This window comes from Anabaena sp. EIM26 (genome assembly GCF_057568715.1).
The window spans coordinates 83,562-99,873 of the sequence record NZ_JBWNLG010000002.1 but is presented as its reverse complement, the minus strand read 5'-3'; the positions used below and the strand labels follow the sequence as shown (position 1 = coordinate 99,873).

General features: G+C 36.0%; 17 protein-coding genes and 3 pseudogenes. 6 read left to right on the top strand and 14 right to left on the bottom strand.

The annotated features are described in order from the left end of the window. Positions 1–163: 163 nt before the first annotated feature. Positions 164–1,363, bottom strand: a complete 1,200-nt coding sequence (locus tag AC012T_RS26505) for an AIPR family protein (RefSeq protein WP_487067139.1) — start codon at positions 1,361–1,363, stop codon at positions 164–166. 371 nt (positions 1,364–1,734) lie between these two features. On the opposite strand from AC012T_RS26505, the gene AC012T_RS26500 reads away from it, so the two are divergent. Both AC012T_RS26500 and AC012T_RS26495 read left to right on the top strand, forming a co-directional pair. Further along, positions 1,735–2,352 carry a DNA-3-methyladenine glycosylase family protein gene (locus tag AC012T_RS26500; RefSeq protein ID WP_487067137.1) on the top strand — a complete coding sequence of 206 codons (618 nt, stop codon included), beginning with the start codon at positions 1,735–1,737 and terminating at the stop codon, positions 2,350–2,352. Further along, positions 2,349–2,522 (top strand): annotated as a pseudogene (locus tag AC012T_RS26495) (SAM-dependent methyltransferase); the annotation flags it as partial. The gene AC012T_RS26500 and the pseudogene AC012T_RS26495, both read left to right, overlap by 4 nt. A gap of 6 nt (positions 2,523–2,528) precedes the next feature. Here AC012T_RS26495 and AC012T_RS26490 read toward each other — a convergent pair. Further along, a complete protein-coding gene (locus tag AC012T_RS26490; RefSeq protein WP_487059178.1) occupies positions 2,529–3,869 on the bottom strand; it encodes a transposase in 1,341 nt (446 codons plus the stop codon). 915 nt (positions 3,870–4,784) lie between these two features. Here AC012T_RS26490 and AC012T_RS26485 point away from each other — a divergent pair. Then, complete coding sequence (locus AC012T_RS26485) at positions 4,785–5,423, top strand: PAP/fibrillin family protein (RefSeq protein ID WP_487067135.1); 639 nt, start codon at positions 4,785–4,787, stop codon at positions 5,421–5,423. A 187-nt stretch (positions 5,424–5,610) separates the two neighbouring features. On the opposite strand, the gene AC012T_RS26480 is transcribed toward AC012T_RS26485, so the two are convergent. Next, complete coding sequence (locus AC012T_RS26480) at positions 5,611–5,892, bottom strand: hypothetical protein (protein ID WP_487067133.1); 282 nt, start codon at positions 5,890–5,892, stop codon at positions 5,611–5,613. Between the two features lie 350 nt (positions 5,893–6,242). On the opposite strand from AC012T_RS26480, the gene AC012T_RS26475 reads away from it, so the two are divergent. Then, positions 6,243–6,608 carry a VOC family protein gene (locus AC012T_RS26475; RefSeq protein ID WP_487067131.1) on the top strand — a complete coding sequence of 122 codons (366 nt, stop codon included), beginning with the start codon at positions 6,243–6,245 and terminating at the stop codon, positions 6,606–6,608. Between the two features lie 330 nt (positions 6,609–6,938). Continuing rightward, positions 6,939–7,199: a hypothetical protein gene (locus AC012T_RS26470; RefSeq protein ID WP_487067129.1), complete on the top strand. Its 261-nt coding sequence runs from the start codon at positions 6,939–6,941 to the stop codon at positions 7,197–7,199. A 522-nt stretch (positions 7,200–7,721) separates the two neighbouring features. Here AC012T_RS26470 and AC012T_RS26465 read toward each other — a convergent pair. The 7 genes and pseudogenes from AC012T_RS26465 to AC012T_RS26435 form a co-directional block, all read right to left on the bottom strand. Then, on the bottom strand, positions 7,722–7,961 hold the full coding sequence (locus AC012T_RS26465; protein ID WP_487067127.1) for a hypothetical protein: 240 nt from the start codon (positions 7,959–7,961) through the stop codon (positions 7,722–7,724). After that, on the bottom strand, positions 7,955–8,854 hold the full coding sequence (locus AC012T_RS26460; protein WP_487067125.1) for a hypothetical protein: 900 nt from the start codon (positions 8,852–8,854) through the stop codon (positions 7,955–7,957). Before AC012T_RS26460 ends, AC012T_RS26465 begins: the two co-directional genes overlap by 7 nt. Positions 8,855–9,125: 271 nt before the next feature. Further along, the gene (locus tag AC012T_RS26455; RefSeq protein WP_487067123.1) at positions 9,126–10,166 is read right to left on the bottom strand and encodes a hypothetical protein; all 1,041 of its coding nucleotides are present in this window, start codon (positions 10,164–10,166) and stop codon (positions 9,126–9,128) included. A 107-nt stretch (positions 10,167–10,273) separates the two neighbouring features. Then, positions 10,274–10,693 (bottom strand): four helix bundle protein, encoded by a 420-nt coding sequence (locus AC012T_RS26450; RefSeq protein ID WP_487067121.1) that lies wholly within the window; start codon positions 10,691–10,693, stop codon positions 10,274–10,276. A gap of 235 nt (positions 10,694–10,928) precedes the next feature. Beyond that, positions 10,929–11,219 (bottom strand): annotated as a pseudogene (locus AC012T_RS26445) (ATP-dependent helicase); the annotation flags it as partial. Between the two features lie 130 nt (positions 11,220–11,349). Then, positions 11,350–12,525 carry an ISH3 family transposase gene (locus AC012T_RS26440; RefSeq protein WP_487063466.1) on the bottom strand — a complete coding sequence of 392 codons (1,176 nt, stop codon included), beginning with the start codon at positions 12,523–12,525 and terminating at the stop codon, positions 11,350–11,352. A gap of 182 nt (positions 12,526–12,707) precedes the next feature. Beyond that, a pseudogene (locus tag AC012T_RS26435) lies at positions 12,708–13,241 on the bottom strand (helicase-related protein); the annotation flags it as partial. Between the two features lie 480 nt (positions 13,242–13,721). Here AC012T_RS26435 and AC012T_RS26430 point away from each other — a divergent pair. After that, positions 13,722–14,606 carry a DUF1186 domain-containing protein gene (locus AC012T_RS26430; RefSeq protein ID WP_487067119.1) on the top strand — a complete coding sequence of 295 codons (885 nt, stop codon included), beginning with the start codon at positions 13,722–13,724 and terminating at the stop codon, positions 14,604–14,606. A gap of 106 nt (positions 14,607–14,712) precedes the next feature. Here the strand turns inward: AC012T_RS26430 and AC012T_RS26425 are convergent, their stop codons facing one another. The 4 genes from AC012T_RS26425 to AC012T_RS26410 form a co-directional block, all read right to left on the bottom strand. Beyond that, positions 14,713–15,063 (bottom strand): HepT-like ribonuclease domain-containing protein, encoded by a 351-nt coding sequence (locus AC012T_RS26425; RefSeq protein ID WP_487067117.1) that lies wholly within the window; start codon positions 15,061–15,063, stop codon positions 14,713–14,715. Then, positions 15,053–15,343, bottom strand: coding sequence for a nucleotidyltransferase family protein (locus AC012T_RS26420; protein WP_015213383.1), 291 nt, complete (start codon positions 15,341–15,343; stop codon positions 15,053–15,055). The genes AC012T_RS26425 and AC012T_RS26420 overlap by 11 nt, the downstream gene beginning before the upstream one ends. A gap of 322 nt (positions 15,344–15,665) precedes the next feature. Then, positions 15,666–16,058, bottom strand: a complete 393-nt coding sequence (locus tag AC012T_RS26415; protein WP_487067115.1) for a type II toxin-antitoxin system death-on-curing family toxin — start codon at positions 16,056–16,058, stop codon at positions 15,666–15,668. After that, positions 16,055–16,282, bottom strand: coding sequence for an AbrB/MazE/SpoVT family DNA-binding domain-containing protein (locus AC012T_RS26410; RefSeq protein WP_016953657.1), 228 nt, complete (start codon positions 16,280–16,282; stop codon positions 16,055–16,057). The genes AC012T_RS26415 and AC012T_RS26410 overlap by 4 nt, the downstream gene beginning before the upstream one ends. Positions 16,283–16,312 lie beyond the last annotated feature (30 nt).

Sequence of the window (16,312 nt, the reverse complement as noted above, 5' to 3'; positions counted from 1 at the left end):
TTTTGGTCTGTTGTTAATGAGAAAATTATCCTTATTAACAAGGACAACCTACTCCCCTGGTAGCAAAATTACCCATATTGTTGAAAGTTTTATTGATTGATTTGTTAAAATCTAAATTACTCCCAAGGCGATAAGGATAATAAATACTGAGTTCTGCTCCTAACTATTTTAACGTCAACTCCTCACGTTTAGCAGAATTAACCATCTTCACCAAAAGCTGATTCAGATAACTTTGAGCAAAAATATACAAACTATCCCAAATTTCTTGATTACGACAGATTTTCGCACCCACCGTATTACCAGCAATTTTCTCGGAAATTAAATACTTCCGAAAATAAGTACCCCACAACTGTTGAAGAAAATCTTCAGCCAAATCCTCAAAAGGCACAATCCAGTTATAATCTTTATCTAGAAATACCCTGTAAGACGCAACTATTGGTAACGCCAAATCTCCAGGCGCACCAAACCCAAAAGAATATTTACTGTCAGCCAGTAGAGTATTTTTCCGCATATCAATAGATGCTAAATCATTGATCCCTTTTCTTTTTGGTTTGCTGATATATTCTTGAATAATTTCATACAGCCTTTGTTCTATCCACATAGCTTTAGTAAGCAGAGGCAGTAGTTTAATTAATCTTTCCCTCTCAGCATCAGAAAGTTGACTAGGAGTATTGCTAACAGCCGGGTGCTTACTTCTCGTATTACCTTCAGGATTGTATCTATTTCTATCCAAGCAGTTTAGTAACTTGAACAAATGGGTAACATTGCAATGGGTATTTTTAGGAACACCGCTTTGGTTCTGGTAATAAGCTACTCTAAATTTTCTACTTTCTTTGAGTTCTAACTGGGCTAAATAACTTTTGATAAAGTCATAATCTCCCCTAGCATTGACCTTAGAGCGAGAATCAACAGGTGATGTAGTATTTGATGCTAAAGCTATATCTTTAGCTTCAGTTTCTTCTAATCCAACGTGGATAGTAATTTTGACCCGTGCTACGCTCAGGTCATACTTGTAATTTTTAGCACTATCAAACGCTAAAACAGTGTGTCCACCATTAATAATACCATCGTTACCACCCTCAGCAGCTTCTAAAACCTCTAGTTCCAGTTGTTTTTTATCCTTACTGGGTTTAACTTTATTGGCACACAGAACTATACCACTGTGACGCTCGAAGAATTTCTGTGGTTCGGTAGTGAGAGAGTCAAAGATTTGCCTGTATGTTGAACTTTTGCGGTTTGGTTCTCTGATGTTTGGTTCTAGAGGTAAGTCTGTAGGGAATGTATCTACATGGGCAGTAGCGATAATGCAATCGGGGTTAGCATAGAAATAATTGTCTACTTTAATAATCCAGTTTTTTGGCATGGTTGATTTTTCTTTTTAGTAATTATAAGGATAACGGGGCGCAACACAAAAAACTTACTATTGCAGGTAAACGAAGTACAAAGCTAGTAGTCTGTCAAGAAGTCAGAGGGAACAGGGAACTCTTAACAGTGAAACCCACCCTTCACCCTTAAAAGGGTGAGATTGAAAACTTGGACGTGTGCTGCGTAGCGTATGACTCCTACGTCGTCATGCAAGCTATAGCCATAGGACTAACTCCTGAATTTTGCTGTATATGCTTTCCTTTGGAGAGCATAAGACGTTGAAAACGAAGGGGAACGGTTGTTAAATTTTTGCACAGATGTGGGAATTATAACCAATTAACCAATCAGAGTGGATGACTTCAAATTTTCATGAATTACGCAGTTGCTATTGACACATTAAAACAAGCAGATCCAATTTTAGCCGAGTTAATAGAACAGGTCGGGGAGTGTAAACTCAATCAAGTCCAGCAAACAGGGGATTTATTATCTTCACTTTGTCGGTCAATAATTTACCAACAATTATCAGGTAAAGCAGCAACAGCTATTCACCAGAGATTTTTACAACTTTACACTGTTTTAACCCCCAGGGATATTCTCAACACCCCAGACGATGTTTTGCGAGAAGTTGGCATTTCTCGTCCTAAGATTTCATATCTGAAAGACTTAGCACAACGATTTGATAAATTACCCACCATAGATGATTTGCTGTTAATGGATGATGAAAATATCATCAAAACCTTAACTGAAGTCAAGGGGATTGGACGTTGGACAGCACAGATGTTGCTGATGTTTAGATTACATCGTTGGGATGTTTTACCTGTAGATGACTTGGGTATTCGTAATGCTATCCATCGCCTTTATAGTCTACCAGAAATTCCTAATAAACCAACTGTAGAAAAATTAGGAGAAAATTGGAAACCCTACCGCACTATCGCTTGTTGGTATCTGTGGTCTAGCTTATCAATCACTAAATCAGAAAAATTATGAAATTAAATGAAGTTGTGCCTTGGGGTAGAACACTACAAGAGTATAAGCTCATGTTTAATCTATCTGAAACAGACCTAAACAAGAAAATTCTTGGCTGTGGTGATGGTCCAGCAAGTTTCAATGCTGAAATGGCAGAACTGGGATATTCAGTTGTTTCCATCAATACTGTAGCCAAATTACGAGGGTTCAACGGCTGTAGAAGCATTGTGAATACGACCAAGAGAGGTAAGCTTGGCAAAAATCTGGGATAATAAAATAGGCTCAGGCTGTTGCGGAAGCATTTTTAATATTTCCCGAACATATCGAAAACCCCGACAATAAGCCTGAAGATCAACAATGCCAGCACCGGGATTATCTTCACGAAACTGAGCTAGAAGATAATGAGACAAATTGACCATAAAAAAAGAAAGATTAACAGCATTAGTCACAGCAGTTTGACCTCTGTTCATAAAATCTTCCAATCCCCAAAACTGTTTGGCATCTCGGAAATTAAATTCGATTTGGAAGCGCAACTTATAGTAGTCAATTATTTTTTCAGATGATAAAGTTAAGTCACTAGAAAACAGAATTACGTGACTGCGAGCATTAGTTTTGAGATTGGTTTTCACCAAAATAACTACATTCAGTGGTTGGCCAAATTCTTTGTGCAGTAGAGTAGCTTGATAAGTATCAGTTTTAATATCTTCTTCAAGACTACTTTGACGCAAATATGCCCCAGGAATATTACGCCAGTCCAACTTCTCTCCGTATTTACGACGGGAACGATGATTAGGGTCAGGATTGTGGTAAGGTATATATAATGCCGAATCGTGACGTAACTTGGAAATTATGTGTAACTTTACCTGCCTAGCCATCTGCAAAGCATTATTGTTCCCAAAGTGACCATCTACGACCAAGTAAGTGAGGGGAATAAAGTTAGCTATTAACTTAAATAGCTCATTAATCATCTTCTTAATTCTTAGCAATTCAGGTGTAAAAGTCACCTCCTTTTTATTTTTGTTTTTACTTCCTTTTGGTCGTCCCCGTCCACGTTTTTCTTGAGGTTTTACTTCTGGACTTGGCGAGACACTACTTTTTTCTACATCGCTTTTTATTACCTGTTCTATCTGAATCGGAAATGAGTGTCTTTGTTGAACACTTACTAATGATAATGTAAAGAAAGATAGTCCCAATATTGGTTTACTTATTAGACTGGAAAAGAACCTATCTAATCCATAGGTTTTTTTCCCGGCTTTGCTTATTACTACTTCGTCTCCTGCCAACAAATAAACATCATTTGGGCAGAACAAATGCCGCCGAAAAAACACCCAGAACACCGTTGTCCACGGTATGACTGTACGAAAAAATCTGATTACCGTCCGATAACTACCACCACTAAGCGTCCAACGCGATATTCCCAACATTGTGACTCGCCCGCTCATGGCTAACATGGCCGTGATGATCTGGCTTAACTGCCGCATCGTCGTCACTTTTATTTCTGGTAGTAGGCATTGCAACAGTGCTAGTATGTCAAACATGGGCTGTATGTGGCTTTCGAGTTGTCGTTGTGGAAGACTATAACTCTACTACATCAGCCCTCTTTTTATACTCTTTTTTTGGCTACAGTATTGTTTGTGTAAACCTTATTCTTTCGTACTAAATGGCGATGCTTGCGGCGGGCGTAGCGATGCTCCAGAGGAGCCGCTATAGGCATCGCTATTTACAGGGAAGTTGCTCCAACGCCTTACCCGTAGTAAAGTTTGCACCTTTTAACTCCAAGAAAGCAGAAATTTTCATTTAGTGCGCGACAACAGGGGCTAGATCCCCTATAACTCCGTTGAAAATTTTTCAATTAGTCTGCGAACCGACAATCTGGAAACGCACCGATACAAAAAACTATATGTTTAAGACCATTTGGGAATAACACCACCTTGCCAACAAGCTTTAGAAGCTGAAAGTAACCCAAACATAGGAGTCCAAAATTTATCCCTTTTTTGGTGAATATCCGTAAGGACATTCCATATTATGTTTAGTTCTGTTAGTAACCCGCTAAAATAGAATCAAGATTTGTAAAACTTTTTGCGGTGCTGCTTAATTTTGTGGTAGCAAGTCCTGTCTATTTTGACAATACCTTCGCCAAAATCTTGAACCCCTATTGATATCGTCACGATTTTATTGACTTTCAGCCCTATATTTTGCAAATTGGCGAAGGTATTGTTTTGAAACCTGGAGTTTTTAAGGAGAGTATATTATTGTTTTGTGGGTTAAGTTCTCAGCTTTGCCCTCATTGGTGAAAAACTATGGCTTTCAACGTAGACGCGGTTCAAAATAATGTTTCATACACTTCTTGAACGGAAATAATTACAGATTCACAGCGATGTCTGCGGCGTTCTGTAGGAAGTATCGCCTTTTTAGGTTACAGTCTTCTAAGTATTCTATAACTATTTCATCTAATGAATAATCAAATCTTAAAGGAAAAATTACAAGCAACAATCAAAAAGATTCAAACTAAAAATGATGGTTCTCCTGTTACTAATTTGAGGCTGAATAAAACTTTAGTTGCAGAAATTGAACAGTTAGCAATAGACTTAGAAAGTTTCAATCCTCATCCGCAACTTCTTCTCAATGCTACTGCTTTATTAGAAGGAGCTTGGCAACTGCAATACTCTACAGCTAGAGAAATCCGTTCTTTAGATTCTCTACCATTGGGTTTACGAATAGGTAAAATTTATCAAGTAATTAATGTTGCTAATAAACTGTTTTTTAATCTGGCTCAAGTTAAGCATCCTCTGAATTTAATATCAGGATATGTGAAAGTAACGGCTAGTTTTGAACCTGCTCTAGATACATCGGGTTTAGCAAACAAACGCATCAATGTTGATTTTGATAAACGTTATTTGGCGATTGAGAAAATTGTAGGTATTGACACGCCTAAACTAAATCCCTTTAAAGTTGTAGCGGCTAATAATCCTCAAGGGAGAATTGCCACTCTTGATATCACTTATTTAGATGAAACTTTAAGAATTAGACGTGGGGGAGACGAAAGTTTATTTATTCTCAATAAAGTCAATGATTTACCTAATTTATCCTAAAAATGGCTAAGAGCTTAATTTTTAAATCATCGCTAAAAGTTTGATAGCGTACCCTACGGGATCTTGTCCAGGAGAGAACTGGCGCTGCTGCAAGCAGATCACATCAAGTATAGCTATTAGCCATTTGCAGTATATCTTCTGAATTGAGATAATTGCAAGATGCTAATATAAGCTCCATTTTTCGATGTTACCCAGATATAACTACAGTGTTTTCTTTCGTGGGGATAAGGACTCCGTTGAAATAAGTTTTTTTGGAATTATCTATAGTGTTAATTTTCTGATTGCTGTATTTATTATCTCCACCTATAGTTTGTTTTTTTGACTTATTATCGTCTAAATAAATATAGGGATAAACCTGCGTAGATTCGCAATAACCCCCTAATAAAGTCTCTGCTTGGGCTGGGGTAATATCTTCAAAAAATAATCTGATATCAATTTGATAAAAATCAAAATCTATGAATTTAGTCATTTTTCTAATTCCAGAATAATTCCAGAAGATAACCTGCTTTGACTCTAACTTGGCAAAATTGTTCATAATTTTCATCTATCTGGTGGATAATATTGAAGTTACTAATTGTCTTTCTAATGGTAGATTGTGCTAACGCATTCTGTAATTTTGGGCATTTTCTTATTTTTCCTGAAAAACGGGAGGAAACAATAGTTTTTGAGTAAATATGTTTTGATTACGGTAGACAACTAAAACTATATATACTGTAAGATAGAAGAAGTCTCAAAAATTGACTAGCACAAGACATTGTTACTATCAACTTTTATACATAGTGGAAATTAATTACTTTATAAAACCAGAGGTGTAAAAAAATGACAATTACCCTTAATCACACTATAGTACCAGCACATGATAAGGAAGCATCTGCACAGTTCTTTGCCCAAATTTTTGGTTTAAAGGTAGAACCTCCCCTTGCTCACTTTGCTGTTGTGCGTGTAAACAATCAATTGGCCTTTGATTTTGATAATAGAGAAAATTTTGAGTCACACCACTATGCTTTTCATGTTACAGATCAAGAATTTGATGCTATCTTTGCACGGGTGAAGGAAATGGGATTGGAATACAGTAGCGACCCTATGCACCAACATCAAGGTGAAATTAATCACAGAAAAGGTGGTCGAGGTTTTTACTTCTATGACCCCAATGGTCATAACTTGGAACTGCTGACCCGTGAATAAGGAACTTCCAAATAAAAAAATACCCCATTGGTTTTAGTGCGGAAAGCTTACCTGATAATCTTTTTGAGTTCTGTCTTGCGTTACTAGCTTCTGAAGCATAAATTGAGCATTAGAGTCAAAGTTACATAAATTTTCGGTACAACACTTTTATTGTCCAGAAAAATATTGTATCCTAGTTTTCCCAATGTAATTTTGGATAACTAAACTTCATCAAAACTTTTTGCGGATTTTTCTGAAGATGATTGAAAGACTACCCTAGTCTAGCTCATAATCTATGTGAAAATTCTCAATCTTTTATATGCTGTTTTCAAAACTTTCAAGGGCTAAATTATGAAACTAATTAAAAAATCTGAAAAGCTAATTCTCAACAAAATCAAAAGTATGGAGTCAGAAGAAGAAAATCTCCCAACTGAGATTATTAATGCTCCAGAACCCTTGCTTGAGGAAACCAGAGTAATCAATGTAGAGAATCAACAACCTAACTATATTCCTTGCCGAGATAATCCCATAGTTTACTCTGTTGGCAAAACAGGATGGCAGGTTTCTGAAATTTGGAAGGAGATGAGATTAGATGATTTTTGTAATAGCTAGTAAGTAGATTGAGCGAAAAATTTCAATTCATGTAACGGTATGTAAAGTTATCTCAATGCGATATTCTGATTGAGTTTGGGGCATTTTACAAAACGCAATACATTTTGCTTTTCTTGTGTATACTTATTTACCGCCATAAAATCAAGAAGTTGATACAGTCGGCTTGGGAGCTAACTCATGATGGCTAAAACCCTGATTATTGCGTCAGTTTCCGAAAATTTGTCATTGAGTGAATATTCTTTGCGGATTGTTTTGTGCGCCATGGCGCACAAATTTCCCAGAGATAAATTTTGTGCGCCAATTTTTTCTGCCCCCCAACTCTGTTGATATGACGCTTTTTAAGTAATTACACAAAAATTGGGGCTGAAATCCTTGACTAGTAAAGAATTGGTCAATAACCAATATGTCATTAATTCTGTCTTGCTACTTATTACATTGTCACAAAATTTACATAATATCTATCAGTTAGAGAGCGAAAGCCTCTTCCTATCAATAAACGATAAGCTTCATGACAGCGGTTAATTAAAGCCTTAACAACCCTGCCTTTTGTAAACGTGAGAGTAAACCAGGACGATTGCTGTAATCTGTTTGCATTTCCTGAACGCGTAACTTAAACTGCTCTAGTTTTCCTTGATGTTCAGCTAAATCGCGTAGATTTCTCAAATGTGCAATTGCATCATCATAGGGTTTAGATTGTTTGAGAGCAATTAATCTAAAAACTTCTTCCCATAATTTGGCTTCCTTGGGAACTAGTGCTAACAATTGACGAATTCCTGCCTCCTTTGCCGCTTTAGCTCTTGTTCTTGGCGAAGTTTGCTACAATCCTCCGCACTAGCTATTAGTTGAAAAAGCAATCGTCTATTACCATTACCTTGAACTAAAGTAAGTTGACTATTAGATAATTCTTTCAATCTTTTTGCTAATTGAACTCCAATTAATGGCTCATTCTTGAGGACTTTAACCAAAAATTCGTTGCGTTCTGCTTCTGGTAAACTTGGAATTAATGCTTCTAAAGATGTAAATTCTGCCTGTGTAGAATTACTAGCTTTTGCTGCTACTGTAATTAAATCATTATCAACCTTAAAAAACTCAACAAAACTTTGCAGCGAGTCCGACAACTTTTGTAAATTGGCAGGTACAGGTGGTTCTAGTACATCTGACTCATCTTCAGATAGCTCATAATCATCGCATACTCTAGTTTTCGCTTTTAACCAAGCCAAATATAAAACCCGGCAATCACCTTGCAATAATTCATTTCTCAGTGATGCTAAATTAGATAGCCAACCCTCACCTTCTATCCAATCTTGATATTCTTCATCATTAATATTGATATCAAGAATTAGATAATTTGAAGTATTAGAAACAGAAATACAATCATCTACATAATATTGCTTAATCAAAGTAGCATCTACCAGTTTTTTCGGCAACCGAAATAAAAGCTGTCGAGTTCCCCAGTTAGCCATGTACAACATGACATCAAAACACTTTTCTAACAAATCTTGGGGATTGCCCCGAAAGTCACCGTAACTATAAGTGAAAGCTGCTTTTGTTGGTGATAATTCCACTCGACTAGAAAGACTTTCAATGTAACTTTGTTCAGTTTTTGTTAATATTCTATCTAAAGCTTGAAATTCATAATACTGGTATTCACTCATAATTATCCTCTTTTATTAAGTGGGTATTGGGTATATCTTAATTGTTCATGTCCTATTCCCAATATTAACAAATAATCTATTCATAAATAAATCCAAAATCCAAAAATTAAATCGAATCGCTATATAGCAATCCCCAAAAAATGTGAACCAAAATCATTCCATAAACTCCATATTTAGCCTTCATGAGTTACTTTATAAATCAAATCAGAACTTTCGTTGTATATTAACTTTGATTTTAGAAAAAATTGTCCCTTGGGATTTGACATATAAATCATTTATTCCAAACAGTCGAAGAGATAATTTTAGCATCTGCATCATCTAAATAAAAATTATAAACAGGTTCACCAGAAACTTCACAACGCAATGGTTCAATAATTTTAGTAAAAGGATTCCAAACTGCTGTGACAATCCGTTTCGCTTTCTTTCTTTGTAAAGAGAATTGAATATGTACCGTAGGTAAATGGATAATCATGGAACTGTGTAACCAAGCCTCCACACTCATTTTATAACGCTCTTGCACATCCAACAATTTTCTCTCTAACTCTTTATTTGTTGCTTCAATCCTTGCTAATTCCTTATCTTTATCGGCATCTATCAAACCTTTAGATTCTATCTTCCTAAGAATTTCGGCACTGATTGTGTTGTAATAATCCTTGAGTCTCTCTTCATCTCTAGTTCTTGCTCTAATTAATTTAGCCTGCCAATTTTCCAAGGTTTGACTAACTAATATTTCGCTGCGGGTTTCAATTAAATTTAATAAATCAGCAATTGGTAGTGATAATTCTAAATCTTGTTCATCAACTGCAATTCTATCAGCTTCCCAGAATAAAGCATCACCAATTTCTACTGGTGTTACTCCCGTTAATTCATTGATAATGAAGGAAACTAAACCAATTCTTTTCTCTTCAGCATTTGCTGTGTAAGCTACATTACATAAAATATAACGGGTGATTTCTGGTTTAGCATCAACAAATTTAATTAAGCCATTTTGAGCCACAAATCTTTCCGTAAGCAGCTTATCAAAATTCGTACTTTTGAGGTATCCATCATATTTAATACCTAATGCACTAACTTGTCCTGTAGTAGATAATAAATCAGATAATTTATTTAATACTTCGGAATGATAAGTAACAAAAACACTTTGAGATACATCAGCTTTTGTTGTAAATGTCACATCTTCTGGTAAGGATAGCAGTGACGCTAAATTTTCAGTTAGCAAAACATTCAAAGTGTGTTCACTAGCTGGTTCTGCGATACCATCATGTAACGCAATAATTTTTTCTAACGTGGAAATAATTGGATCTGATAACATCTGGGGACTGGGGACTGGGGACTGGGGACTGGGGACTGGGGATTGGGGACTGGGGATTGGGGATTTGAGAATAACTTAGTATAAAAGTGGTGGTAAAATACTAATTTCTAATCTTTAGTTACTGGTTCTTGAATATATTGTTTTCCATACTCTTCTCCACCTTGTTTTTGAGAACGAATAAAGCGACAGTACCCATTAAGACCTTTTTCAATCTGTGCTTCAATTTGATTTACCCAAGCTAATTGTTCTGTTGTGCAGAATCCAATCTTTTCAGCGATGATGAAAGCACTTTTAGTTTCTGCTAAAGACCCACGAGCAATATACATAAAACGTAAGCGGTCTAGATAGTGATAACGCCCATAGCCTTCAGCTATATTCAGTAATACACTACAGGATGCTCGGCGCAATTGATCACTGAGATTATAACGTTCATAATCTGGCAAAACATCTGCTAGTCTATAAGCCGCTTTGAGTAATTTTAAACTATCCTGATAAAAATCCAAAGATTCAAAACCTCGATTTTCCATCTGTATAAAAAGTCTGACAAAATTAAATTCACTTGTTAAAAGAGGGAACAGGGAACAGGGAACAGAAAAATCACTTGTGTAATTAATTCTGTCCTATTACTTAAAATCCCCAACCCCCAAGTCCCCAAGTCCCCAAGTCCCCAATCCCCAATCCCCAACCCCCAACCCCCAATCCCCAATCCCCAACCCCCAAGTCCCCAAGTCCCCAATCCCCAAGTCCCCAAGTCCCCAATCCCTACGCCTCAAAATCTTCACCAAAAATCTGTTCATCTAATTCCTGCACTTGTTGATACTGGTCTTTAGCTTTCAACAAATTATCTGCTAATTGGTCAAAAGCTGTATCTAATTCAGGTTTTTTCTGATTTTTAAACCAAATCTCCATGACAATTTCACTAAAATCAAATTCATCATCTACATTCCCTAGAATTGTCTCAATCTCTCCTACCACCAATTCAAACATATTGATTTTGTCATGCAATATTCGCAGAATATATTCTTCAATACTGCCTTTTACAGTAAACCAAAAAGTTTTTTTCCTAAGAGCAAAAGCTAAAAAAATAGTGGTTTTTAATACTTAATGATACACAATCCTTTAATCAGCAAACATAGTACAGATAATTTTTACTTATAATTTATTGATTAATAATTTCTTGATGTTAACCTGATGGAATGTAGATGCCTTGGACTACTTGATATTTACGCTCAACAGCCTGAGATAAAAAGGCTAACATTTGTTTGAGTACGAAAAGCGTGCGATAAATTAATCGACTACCTTTCCTCTTACGACTAATTTTGCACCACAGGATATTCACCCAAATATTAACTAAAAGAAAGGATATACCAACGAATAATAATCTCAAAGCAGGCTTTTTATTATTCGTTTTTATACGACAGATATTTTTCAACCGATAGCTAGTTTCGATTCCAAATCTTTTTCGATAATCTTGATAGATATAATCTAAATTCGTTTTAATTTTATGCACAACATAAGCCAAATATTTTACCCCATGCTTATTATGTTTTCCCTTTCTATATTTACAGATAATCCATAAATCAAAAGTAACTGAATCGTCTTTATCTCTTGTGATAGTATGGGTGGTTTTATAACTTTTTTTACCCTTCAAAAATTGCTTGATTCCTCCTTGTTTTCCCGTTTTAATAGCAGGCATCATAAATGGTATATCTAATGCTTGCAACCATCGGATTACAGGAGTGTTAAAAAATCCCCTATCTAGATAGAGTTTTTTAACATTTATGTTAAGAGAGTCAAGTTCTGCCAATAAATAAGTAATTATTGCAACACTAGTATCTAATCGTCGAACACCTCTCACTGCAAGAGTTACACGCTTATTTTTGCTAATAACATATAAGGTTGCATAGGCGTAAAATGAATGAGTACCAGATTTTGCTTGACTTCGATATATGTAAGGTAATTCCTCATCCGTTGGTTTACCATAATAGCAAATTAAATTTAAATCAATCGCTATTTTTAAGCACCCTTTTTTTAATCCTAAAGGAATTCGACTTTTCAACGCTTGATTTATTTGCGCCTCTAATTCCTCAAAATTGTTGATTTTATTGAGATGATATCTAATATCATTAGCTGTGGGAACATTCTTTAATATTTTAGCTGTATTCTCAATACTATCTCCACTGCTTGCTGCTTTTATGAGGATCTCAAATAAAGTTTTTTGGTCACATATCCCTTGTGTTTCAATCGAAAAATTTTCTACTAAACATTCAATAACCTCATCCAGAGTTTCTGAGTCTGTTAAAATTGGTTCTTCTGTAAACTCGTTCCCCTTGGCTTTTTTTAGAGATGAAATAGTCAATTTTTTTAGATAAAATACAATTTATTACTTTGATTATTTCACATTTTGACCCACTGCAAAATATGATAATTATTTTTTATACAAAGAGTATTACATAATACTCTCTTGCTATACGTATTTATTCGTGATACCTGCTGCATCCCTAGTGGATCGCTCTCTTTGAAAAACTTTTTGGTTTACTGTTTTAAACAAAAGTTAAAAATAAATACATCTTGAGTTTGGCCAATGCGGTGAATACGACCAATGCGCTGTTCTATTTTCATAGGATTCCAAGGCAGATCATAATTCACGATCGCATTTGCAAACTGAATATTCCGCCCTTCTCCACCTGTTTCCGATGCTAACAACACAGAAACACTATCCCGAAAAGCAGCGATTGCTTCATCTTTGGCTTTCAAGGACATCCCCCCTTGAAATTCTGCAAAGGGAATATTTGCTGCTGACAGGGTTTTAGCCAAATATTCACTGGTGGCTTTGTGAGTAGTGAAAACCAATGTTTTCTGACGAGATTTGGACAGCATTTCTACCAATACTCTCGCTTTCTCCACCTGCTTCACCTGTGCAGCACGTTTAGCTAAAGACTTCAATTCTTCATCGTCAGGTATGCGTTTAGTCAATTGTTTGAGAGAGTCAGCCAAAGCACCAGGGGAAGAACCAGCCCGCATTAACAAATTAGTTCGAGAAAGTCTGTCTAACTTATCTTCAGAAGAACGCAAAGTCCAGGTGATCGTATTTACCTGCTTTGAGTGCTTCTAAGGCTGTGGAGGAGTTAAATTTAAATGTATAATTTTGATTCATAATGCACTCAGAGCGAACCCTTTTGACCTGACTAATACCTTTTGTCAGTTTAGGGAGTTTTTACACTAAATTCAATTACGAGATGTTGGTTTTGATAATTTGTAACCAATTTCAACGTCCTCAAACCACGTAAATTGATGAAAATTTTTGTTCCAGGACACTTGTGCCTATTTGGTGATTTGAGGATGAGTCATTAGCTACCAATAAGTAGGCCAGTGTTGAAAATTGTCGTGATAACAAGGCAGAAGGGAAGATCTTTTTGGGCAACTTTACTTTCGGTTACATACTACTCTCCGAGAAGCCGCTCCGCGTCTACGGTTTTTTTTACGCCATTCTACTTAATTTTTGCCTAATCATTAGTATATGATTTTAATGTCAGCCAACAATTTAGCTTGAAAATGCAACTAGAAGAAATTTTATCAGAACTAGAAAATAACACTGGTAAATTCCCCCGTTTGGCTTTAGAGAGAGCCATTCAAGAACAGGAAGCCATTACTCCTTTGTTATTAGCGACTTTAGAAGAAAGCACAAATAATCTAGAAGATTTATTAGAAGAACCAGATTATTTCTTACATATTTATTCCCTGTTTTTACTAGCACAATTTAGAGAATCTAAATCTTATCCTATCATCGTCGATTTTTTTTCAACTCCGGGGGATATCTCCCTAGATGTAACCGGAGATGTAGTAACTGAAGATTTAGGTAGAATTCTTGCTTCTATCAGTCACGGAAATCTTGACCCTATTAAGCAACTGATAGAAAATCCAGCAGTTAATAAATTTGTGAGAGGTGCTGCTCTAAAATCCTTAGTAATATTACTTGTTCAAAAAATTATTTCTAGAGAACAGGTCATCCAATATTTTGAGGAACTTTTTTTAAGCAAGCTGGAAAAAGATAATTACTATATGTGGAATAAATTAGTGATTAATAGTTGTGATATCTGTGCTATTGAACTTAAAGAGCATATAGATAGAGCTTTTGAAGAAGATTTAATGGAAAGGTTTTTTGTAAATGAAAATAATGTCAATAATTCTCTAGAAATGGGTGTGGAAGCAGCCTTACAGAAACTGCATAACAAACAGCATTATACTTTGATTAATGATACAATATTAGAAATGGAGTCTTGGAATTGCTTTCGAGCAGATAAGCCAAATAAAAAAGATAATTCTCCGATTAGTGTAGCAGGGTTTACTCTAACATTAAATAAAAATAAAAGTCAAGTTGATAAAAAGAAAAAAATGCAGAAAGAATCTCGTCGAAAAAATAGATCGAAGAAAGGCTAATTTTCTTGAGCTTGGTTTTTTCAAGATCACAAAAAAAAGGGAACATAAAGTTTCCTATTCCCCTAAAACTTTAGTTCTGATTTTAAATTCCCAACTCCTCAAAAATTTAACCATCGCCAAATTCTTGTTGAAAAATAACCTCAATTTGTTCTTGCAGAAGTGGAACTTTATTCTGCACAATGTCCCAAATCGTTTCATTTTCGAGACTGAAATAAGCATGAGCTAAAATATCTCTTAAACCTGCTATTTTCCGCCACTCTACCGTAGGATAACGATTTCTAATTTCTGTCGGTACTTGCTTAATTGCCTCGCCAATAATTTGCAGATTTCGCAGCACAGCATCAAACCTTAACTCATCTTCAAAAAACTGGTCATAGCTGATACCTTCTGTATAACGCAAAACCTTGTGACAACTGTTCAAAATATCCTCAAAATACAGTCTGAGACTACGAGACATAGATTGCCTCTGTTTCAACAGCATCTCTAATTTGAGGCTTTAACATCTTCTTGCTAACTACATCTACGGGACATCCCAAACTATCCTCCAGAAAAAACTTTAAGTCCATGTAACAGTCAAACGTCACCTTGCCCTCAAACTCCACTAATAAATCAATATCACTTTTAGCTGTGGCTTCATCCCTCGCTACCGAACCAAATAAAGCCAGAGACTTTACACCATAACCACGAATTTCTGCCCCATGAGCTTTTAAAAAAGCGATTAAAGTTTCTCGTTTCATTTTTTTAATCCTCAAACATTTTTCACTCTAATAAATCGGAAATAGTCTTGATAAGTAGTCGGACAAAATTAAATTCACTCGTTGAGAGAGGCAACACTTAAGTAGGTTAGCGTTAAAAATAGTCGTTGGGGCAAGGCAGGGAGCAGGGGAAAAAAGGGTTTATTTACTTTTCTTCACACATTTTGGTTATCTCACGTCCACCTGACTTAAAATAGATTTTCATCCCTCCTGGTGTACGCAGTTCATGATGGCTACTTAACAGGGAACAGAAAAATCACTTGTTGTAATAAATTCTGTCGCATTACTTATTGCATCAAGTTATTCATAGCAATTGACCAGCATATTTTCCTAACCAAACCTGCAAAGTATTTTCGTCAATTTCCCCAGATGCTAAACTCTCCATCACTAATACTATCTCTTGCTCTGGTGCATTGAAACCATAAGCATTCACCCCCAAAAAAACATACATCGCCATAAAAGCTGTACGCTTATTGCCATCCGCAAACAGATGATTTTTACACAAAGCAAAACCATAAGCCGCTGCTAATTCCAGGAGCGAAACTTCCGGCTGATAGGAAAACCGATACCGGGGACGGGCTAAACTTGCTGCTAATAACGGGCTATCTCTCACCCCAGATAACCCACCATACTGAGAAATCAAATCCTTATGGATAGCAAGCACCATCTGTTCAGTTAGCCAGGTCGGTTCATTCACTTAGCGAGTTCCTTCAACGCCTGACGAAACTTCTGGCTACCTTGACGATAAATGGCCATTGCTTTCTCAAACTCAGGATCATAAGGACTAAGCTGGAGTCCATGTTCAGTTTCCGTCACAAATACGGTATCTCCTTCGGAAAGATTGAGTTTTTCTAACAACTCCTTAGAAAAAGTCACCCCTACTGAATTACCAATTTTGCGTAACTTTAAGGTTTGGATCATTAAACTTTCGCCAATGTAATTACGAGTGTA

What these genes read in the sequence shown, in the direction of transcription:
- AC012T_RS26420 (WP_015213383.1), bottom strand. Translation starts at nt 15,343, where the DNA reads ATGAAACGAGAAACTTTAATCGCTTTTTTAAAAGCTCATGGGGCAGAA.
- AC012T_RS26485 (WP_487067135.1), top strand. Translation starts at nt 4,785, where the DNA reads ATGAATAATCAAATCTTAAAGGAAAAATTACAAGCAACAATCAAAAAG.
- AC012T_RS26410 (WP_016953657.1), bottom strand. Translation starts at nt 16,282, where the DNA reads ATGATCCAAACCTTAAAGTTACGCAAAATTGGTAATTCAGTAGGGGTG.
- AC012T_RS26475 (WP_487067131.1), top strand. Translation starts at nt 6,243, where the DNA reads ATGACAATTACCCTTAATCACACTATAGTACCAGCACATGATAAGGAA.
- AC012T_RS26425 (WP_487067117.1), bottom strand. Translation starts at nt 15,063, where the DNA reads ATGTCTCGTAGTCTCAGACTGTATTTTGAGGATATTTTGAACAGTTGT.
- AC012T_RS26500 (WP_487067137.1), top strand. Translation starts at nt 1,735, where the DNA reads ATGAATTACGCAGTTGCTATTGACACATTAAAACAAGCAGATCCAATT.
- AC012T_RS26450 (WP_487067121.1), bottom strand. Translation starts at nt 10,693, where the DNA reads ATGGAAAATCGAGGTTTTGAATCTTTGGATTTTTATCAGGATAGTTTA.
- AC012T_RS26430 (WP_487067119.1), top strand. Translation starts at nt 13,722, where the DNA reads ATGCAACTAGAAGAAATTTTATCAGAACTAGAAAATAACACTGGTAAA.
- AC012T_RS26460 (WP_487067125.1), bottom strand. Translation starts at nt 8,854, where the DNA reads ATGAGTGAATACCAGTATTATGAATTTCAAGCTTTAGATAGAATATTA.
- AC012T_RS26505 (WP_487067139.1), bottom strand. Translation starts at nt 1,363, where the DNA reads ATGCCAAAAAACTGGATTATTAAAGTAGACAATTATTTCTATGCTAAC.
- AC012T_RS26470 (WP_487067129.1), top strand. Translation starts at nt 6,939, where the DNA reads ATGAAACTAATTAAAAAATCTGAAAAGCTAATTCTCAACAAAATCAAA.
- AC012T_RS26455 (WP_487067123.1), bottom strand. Translation starts at nt 10,166, where the DNA reads ATGTTATCAGATCCAATTATTTCCACGTTAGAAAAAATTATTGCGTTA.
- AC012T_RS26490 (WP_487059178.1), bottom strand. Translation starts at nt 3,869, where the DNA reads ATGTTTGACATACTAGCACTGTTGCAATGCCTACTACCAGAAATAAAA.
- AC012T_RS26480 (WP_487067133.1), bottom strand. Translation starts at nt 5,892, where the DNA reads ATGACTAAATTCATAGATTTTGATTTTTATCAAATTGATATCAGATTA.